Origin of the sequence: Roseobacter sp. (genome assembly GCF_024639605.1) — a bacterium.
In the GTDB taxonomy this organism is placed as follows: domain Bacteria; phylum Pseudomonadota; class Alphaproteobacteria; order Rhodobacterales; family Rhodobacteraceae; genus Roseobacter.
This window is the reverse complement of sequence record NZ_JAHEHZ010000153.1, coordinates 1-7,606: the sequence shown is the minus strand read 5'-3', so window position 1 is coordinate 7,606 and position 7,606 is coordinate 1. Positions and strand designations below refer to the sequence as shown.

Annotated in this window: 1 protein-coding gene; it reads right to left on the bottom strand. The window is 61.3% G+C overall.

The genetic code is table 11. The annotated features are described in order from the left end of the window. Positions 1 to 197: 197 nt before the first annotated feature. Positions 198 to 7,514: a glucoamylase family protein gene (locus Q0M35_RS15720; RefSeq protein ID WP_295316972.1), complete on the bottom strand. Its 7,317-nt coding sequence runs from the start codon at positions 7,512 to 7,514 to the stop codon at positions 198 to 200. Positions 7,515 to 7,606: the final 92 nt, after the last annotated feature.

The following is a 7,606-nucleotide window of genomic DNA, read 5'->3' as shown; positions in this document are numbered from 1 at the left end:
TAGCGGGGATATCCTTCCCGGCGGTTGCCCCGGGATTGACGACGGCAGCAAACTGACCCGGTGATCTTCCTGTCGTTCCGTTCGGGGCGTCAAGGACGCATACTCAACAACCCGGCGAATACGATATCCGGGGCTTTTGCACCGCTCCGGGGGGGGGTAAATCGCTGCAAGAACCCGGTATTCGGCCAATGGCCGGATTATTCTGGCCTGGTTTGTGCGGGCGCACCGATGGTGACGACGACCTCACAGGTGCGGTCCCTGCCCGGGAAGGGAACGAACGTCCCATCGACCGCGCGGTTGTCCACGACAACACCTGCGTCGCCGTGGCCGATGTTACCGGGATCCCGGATCAGGATGTCGATCCGGCCCTGGTCACCTGTGAGTGTGACCTCAGCCTGTCCCCAGCCCTTTGGCAGGCACGGAGCCAGCCGCACGCCGCCGGCTACGGGTTGAATGCCCAGAATACCCATGACGCCCAGTTGCCATGTCCATCCGGCGGCACCGGTGTACCAGGACCACCCGCCCTGACCGGTCCGCGTACCGGCACCTGATACATCACCTGCCAGAACATAGGGCTCCCGGCGATAATGATCCGCTGCCTGCGGGGTGCTGGTTCGCGGGATCGGATTGATGATATCAAATGTACGATGGGCGAGATCACCGTTTCCGGTTGCAGCCCAGGCCATCCCAAACCACGCAGCGGCGTGGGTGTATTGCCCGCCGTTTTCGCGCACGCCGGGCGGATAGGCCTGTATGTACCCCGGATCACGGTCCGTTCTGTCAAAAGGCGGCGCGAGAAGACGAATGAGCCGCGCCGGTGCATCCACCAGTTCCGCTTCCGCCGCTTTCAGTGCGGTACGCGCCCGTTCATCCACCGGCAGTCCCGACAGGACCGACCACGCCTGCGCGATCAGATCAATCCGGCACTCGTCGTTCGTGGCGGACCCCCAGGGCATGCCGTCATCGTCAAAGGCCCGCAGGTACCACCCGCCGTCCCATCCATGGCGGTCAAGAGCGCCGGTCAGATCATTGGCATAGACCTGCCAGCGGTCTGCTGCGGCCCGGTGCCCGGCCTGACGGGCCAGTGGCGCGAACATCCCGGTGGTCGCGATCTGGAACCACGCGAGCCAGACGCTTTCGCCCTGCCCTTGCTCACCGATGCGGTCCATGCCGTCATTCCAGTCGCCGCCGCCCATCAGCGGCAGATCATGCGGCCCGGTCGCCATCATCCTGTCCAGCGCACGCATGCAATGATCCATAAGAGATCCTGTCTCCCCGGTGTCGAACAGGGCGTATCGGTCGTGTTCTTCGCGGCTCAGTTCAAGCGCGCGCAGGAACGGGATATCGACATCAAGAATATCCGTATCTCCCGTGGCCTGCACATAGCGGCCGGTCACATAAGCCAGCCACAGATAGTCATCCGAACATCTGGTGCGCACCCCGCGCCCCGTCGGCGGGTGCCACCAATGCAGCACATCGCCCTGTTCGAACTGATGGCGCGCCGCCCGGAGGATATGCTGGCGCGCGCGGTCAGGATCGGTCAGCAGCAAGGCCAGGACATCCTGCAACTGATCGCGGAAACCGAAGGCACCGCCCGCCTGGTAAAACCCCGCACGCGCCATGATCCGGCACGACAGGTTCTGGTAGGGCAGCCACCTGTTTATCATCAGATCAAAGGCCGGATCAGGGGTCCTGACCTGAACCGCTCCCAGCCGTTTTTCCCAGACCGCCTGTAAGGTCTCAAAGGCAAGCGCCGCTGTTTCTGGATCCCGCCACTTTTCGACCGTCGGGGCCAGATCGGACGGGTGCCCGACCTCACCGAGGACAAAGACAACCTCCGTCTTTTCACCGGCAGGGATATCCAGATGCACCTGATAAGCGGCACAGGCATCGCCACAGTCGGTAAAACGCCATCCCAGATCCCACCGTCGCAAGCCGTCGGGGTCTGACACATCGCCCTCACGGCCCAGAAAGGCGCAGCGGTCGCCGGTGACACTGTGCGGGTCCATCGACGCGGTCAGAAAAGCCACGCGCGACGCGAATTCGGGGTTCCACAGATTGCGCCCGATGATGGCGTTCAGATTTGCATCGAACCGGCTGGTGATATGAGGACGCGAGGTAGTTTCCAATGCCCCAAGCAGCCATTGCGCATAATAAGTAGCAGTGATCCGGCGCGGCTGACCCGACGGATTGGAAAGCCGTAACCGGAAAACCTTGACCGGTTCGTCCACCGGCACAAAACACAAAAGCTCCTGCTCCAGCCCGTGACTGTTCGCTGACCAGCGGGTGAAACCGGCGCCGTGTCGGATCTGACAGGCGGCGGCCTGCCCCATGGGCTGCGGGGTCGTTGTCCAGACCTCGCCGCTGGCTTCGTCACGCAGGTACAGAACTTCACCCGGCACATCAGAAACCGGATCATTTGACCAGGGCGTCAGGCGGTGTTCTCCGCTGTTGGCCGCCCACGTCATGCCCGGTCCCGCTTCGCTGACGAGGCAACCGAAGTCTTCATTTGCCAGAATGTTGCACCAGGGTGCAGGGGTGCGCATACCGGGTTCGAGATGGATAACATAGTCGCCGTTCGCCGGATCGAATCCGCCGTATCCGTTATCAAACAACAGGTTGTCCGGTCGCGTTAAAGCTGAAACCTGCGTATAGGGTACCGGCGGTTCAGGCAGGAAAGCCGGCGGATGGTCCGGTACCGCCAACGCCTTGTCGAGAATTTCGCGAAGGCTCCTGTTCTCGTCGTTCAGTAAAACCCGGGCTGACGCCTCTGCTCCGCGCCGCAAAGCAGCCGGCACCTGGTCACCCGCAAGAAAATGAATGCCGCCCGGCATCCCCAAAATCCCGCTGGCATGTATATCACTGGTAATGGACAGAACTTTTTCGCGCAAAGGTTCCTCATAGCTGCCTGCGGCATCGCGCAAAATGACCAGATCCGTTCTGAAACCGGAAAGGCGCCACAGGCGGTGACCGCGCACCAGAATATCCAGAAGCGATGAGGCTTCCGGATCTGACATCCGGAGCAGCAGGATCGGATAATCGCCGGAAATTCCAAAACGCCACAGGTCCGGCTGGCCGTTCCAACCGTCCGTATCCGTCGGCGGCACGGTGCGGAACATGTCGTGCGGGTATATCAGCAGGGATGCCAGCACCTGCAGTTCCGGCAAGTGTTCGGGAGCAATCCCAAGATTTTGTATCATGCGGTTTTTCTCGGAAACTGCGTCCCGGAATGTTTGATCAATCAGCGTTAGTGAGTAACGTTTTGCGGTCTGCAACACCTCGCTGCGCGACGGCGCGGCAACGGTCAGGAAAACAAGCTGCCGTATCTGCATTGGCTTAAGAGAAATCCGTGTCTGAAGCGACATTACCGGATCAAGCGTCCAGCCGGCGTGCCCGCTCAGGCCGTTCAGCAGACCTTCGGGCGCGCGCATCGTCCGGTTACGCCCGATAAACCGGAGCCGGTCAGTTTCCCATGCCGTGACCGCAATGTCCGGGTCCGCAACCAGTCCGTGCATCAGCACGGGAGGTTTCGTTTCCGGGCGACGTGGCCGGCGGCTGAATACCAGCGCCTGCTGTTCAGGAACCCAGGAACTGTGCACAAAAAGTTTGCTGAACGCCGGGTGTCTTTCGTCTTCCTGCGGAGGGGCCAGCGTGACTTCCCCGTATGTTGTGAGATCAAGCGTCCGCACGGTGTCGCATTCGTTTATCAGGGTCACACGGCGGATTTCGACATCATCATAGGGCGCAACAGTCACGTCCATGCGGGCGACGATGCCATCATGGCGGCACATCAGTTCCGCCATGTGCTGGTGAAAAACGCAGGTGGTATCGACATCCGTCCGCTCTGTCGGCGCTGACCCGAGCGACCACAGATCACCGTTTCCGGCATCCCGAAGATACATCCAGATACCGTCAGCAGTACGGGCAGGATCAGGCCGCCAGCGCGTAAGACCCGTTTCATTCAGAGCCAGTCCGCCACCACCACTTTGCGTTATCACGCACGACATGCGTCCGTTGCCCAGCACATGCACCTGAGGCACAACCAGATCCGGCGAGGGCACCCAGGGCGCGGGTCCGGGCGTCGCGCGCGTACCGGAGGGGTGGTCCCAGACCTCATCGGCACGGCCACGCTCCAGCGGAACATGCCAGGGCACCCGTTCCTGCAGCAGCAGATCCATGGCGCAGACCGACCTTTCGCGCAGAAAACGGCGGACCATGATGTCGTCGTGAAGCGCGTTAACGACCGCCGTCTGAACCATGCCCTGATGATGCGACATAAACGTCGTGACAGCGACGAAGCCGCGCGGGCCGGTCCCGCGACCAGGCGTAAAATCCAGCGCTTCGATAAACCCGTAGCGCGTCATCGCACCCAGCCGCGCAAGCTCCGCCAGGTTTTCCGCCGCTGCCTCCGGCCAGCCGCAGAGCGCCAGAGCCGAGCCGTAGGGTGCAACGACGAGGTCATCTGTCAGTCCGCGACGAATTCCAAGGCCCGGAACCCCGAAGGCGCGATACTGAAAGGTGCCGCGCGTATCCGTCGTGGCAAAAGCGGATTCCGATATGCCCCATGGCACGTTGCGGTCGCGGCAATAGGCTCGCTGGAAATCAACGGCCGTCAGTTCACTCTCTCCGAGCAGCGTGTCGCGGTAACTGGGCAGGAACAGCGGTGGCATGAGGTATTCAAACATCGATCCGTTCCAGGACAGGATCGATGGCTTGCCCTGCAGGCGGGTGACCGGACGACCAAAGGCGAACCAGTGTTCTACCGGCACATCATTTTTGGCAATGGCGAAATAGCTGGCCAGGCGCGCCTCTGTCGCCAGCAAATCATAGTGACTGGTGTCCATCTTCCCCAGGCTCTGGTTGTAACCGATCCAGAACAGCCGGGCCGCCGCGTCGTAGAGAAACGTAAAATCCATGCCGAATGCCAGCCGGTCCGCTCTGGCGGCCAGGTCATGCATTGTAGTGCGCATCACTGCCTGCTGCGCGTGACCGTCCTTTACGGACCGGTGCAGCCGGTCCAGCCATTCTTTTGAGGCGGGGGATATTCCGGGATGCCCGGCCAGGTGTTCCTTGGTCAGGGCCGTTATTTCCGCCTGCGAAACCTCTGCGTTGCTCCAGTCCCCGTAGGGATGCAGCCGGCCCGCGATCTCACGGGCCATCTGCGAAACTTCGTCCGGACGCTCCGCGATGACCGCCAGCCAGGGCATGAACCTGTCGATATCGCGCGCGATGGCATGCAGATCATGGTGAAACCGTTCCAGCCATGTCGTGATATCAGTTGCCTCATCCGCCGTCAGATCAGGCGATTTTTCGATTGTTTCCAGAACAAGGACTTCCAGTGCCCGCCAGTGCACACCATCAAGGTCCGCGAGCGCCTCATGCCACTGCAGCGGCGATCCGGCAGCATCAGCAATTGCGCCGCGAATTGCGCGCCCGGTCCGGCGCAAAGTCGTCTCATCAACCGCTGGCACCTCGCGAAGTGCCACGCACAAAAGATCAAGAGTAACCTCAAGACTTCGGATCTGGGCCGGCCCGATCGCCGGGGCCGCGGTCAGATCCAGGCATCCCTGCCGCAGCGTGACCAGCGAAACCGCCAGATTGCCGCTGTCGACAACCGAAACATATCGAGGTTCGAGCGGCTCCAGCGTCCGGGTGTCATACCAGTTCAGGAAATGGCCCCGGTACATGGCCATGCGCCCGAGCGTATCGAGAGTGTTGCCCACCCGCGCGCAGAATTCGCCCGTCGTGATAAACCCCATGTCCCGCGCGGCCAGCGCCGACACAAGATACATGCCTGTATTGGTCGGAGACGTCCGGTGCGCAATCTCTTCATTTGGCCCGTACTGATAATTGTCAGGTGGCAGCCAGCTGTCATCGGGCCCGGCAAACATTTCAAAGAAATACCATGTGCGCCGCGCCACGCCGGTCAGAAACTTTCGTTGCGCGTCGCTCAGGGATTGCGTGCGGAAGTAGCGCGGGCGCGCGCTCCAGACCGATATCTCCGGCGCGACCAGCCAGAGAACAAGAACCGGAACGGCACTCCAGAACCCGCTCAGATCAAAAAGCGCCAGATGACCCGCCATTACCACCGCAAGCGCTGAGGACGGCCACATCAGGGTCCATGACGCCCGGCGGATGCCGCTTTTTTCCGACCTGGTTGACGCATGCGCCGCCGACGTCCATTCCAGACGGTTTCTGCCGCTCACATAAACCCGCCAGAGCGTGCGAAAGATCGCGTCGAGGGCAATCAAAGTATCGCTGACCAGAAAGGCGATAAAGAAAAACCAGCGCCCGGCGGTTGTCCGGATGTTGTGAATGGCACGACCCAGTGCGCCACGCCGGACGCCACTGGTCGCAATCGCAAATGCCTCGCCGATCAGATAACTGCCCGGCGCCGCCAGCGCGAGACCTGTCCAGATCAGGGCGCTGCCCGGCATCAGCAACCAGCCACCAAGAAAAAACAGCAGCAATGCAGGCGACATCAGACTGCGGCGCAGGTTGTCCACCAGCTTCCAGCGATCGAGCCCGGACAGGGTTGTTTTTTCGGTGCCACCAGCCGACACCGGCACCCTGCGTCCAAGCCAGGGGATAAGCTGCCAGTCGCCCCGCATCCATCGATGCTGGCGCAGGGCGAACTCGGGATAAGTCGCGGGCAGGTCTTCGTAGAGCACGAGGTTGCTGACCAGTGCGGCACGCGCCTGCAGACCTTCGAAAAGATCATGACTGAGGATGTGGTTTTCGGGGACACGGCCCGACATGCTCTGATGCAGGGCTGCAATATCATAAATGCCTTTGCCCACATAGATGCCGGTGCCGAACACATCCTGATACACGTCAGACACGGCCCGGCTGTAGATATCGATGGCGGTATCCCCGGAATAAAGATGTGTAAAATGTGTGCCTTTGCCCAGCCTGGGCAGAATTTCGATCCGCGGTTGCAGAATGGCATGTCCGGACACAACCCGCCGGCTGGCGTGATCGATGACCGCCCGGTTCAGCGGATGGGCCATTATGCCGACAAGCCGCGCCGCCGACCCCGGTGGCAGCTGGGTATCCGCGTCAAGCGTGATGGCGTAGCGGATACCGCGCAGGGTTTCGGCGTGACCCGCGACCAGATCGAACGGGTCTTTGACGTCACCCAGCACAAACCTGTTGAACTCCTCGAGTTTGCCGCGTTTTCGCTCCCATGCCATCCAGCATCCTTCGGCCGCGTTGTGTCTGCGACGTCGATGCAGCAAGATAAACGGAGGACCGTTATCCCGGGTGTAGCGCCGGTTGAGACGCTCGATACGCTCCCGCAATGCCGCTTCCACCGCAGTGTCTTCCGGGAGCGTCCTGACCGGGGCGTCAGCAAGATCACTCAGCAGGACAACCCGGAATGCCGGATCAGGATTTGCGATGTGCAGTATCTCTGCCTTCTCGGCAATTGCATCCACTTCGACACCGGACGCTATAATTACCGGGATTACGATGGCGGTCGCGTTGTCTGGCGGAACAGCCTTTGAAAAATCCATCTCGGGCAGAGTTTCCGGGCGGCTGAGACGGGTAATGACCCAGTGGCCAAACCATACGCCCGGGATCGTGGCCGGCAGAACAGAGAGGGCAA

Bases quoted from the DNA above. Each gene is read 5' to 3' on its own strand.
- Q0M35_RS15720 (WP_295316972.1), bottom strand. From the start codon at position 7,514: ATGGATTTTTCAAAGGCTGTTCCGCCAGACAACGCGACCGCCATCGTA.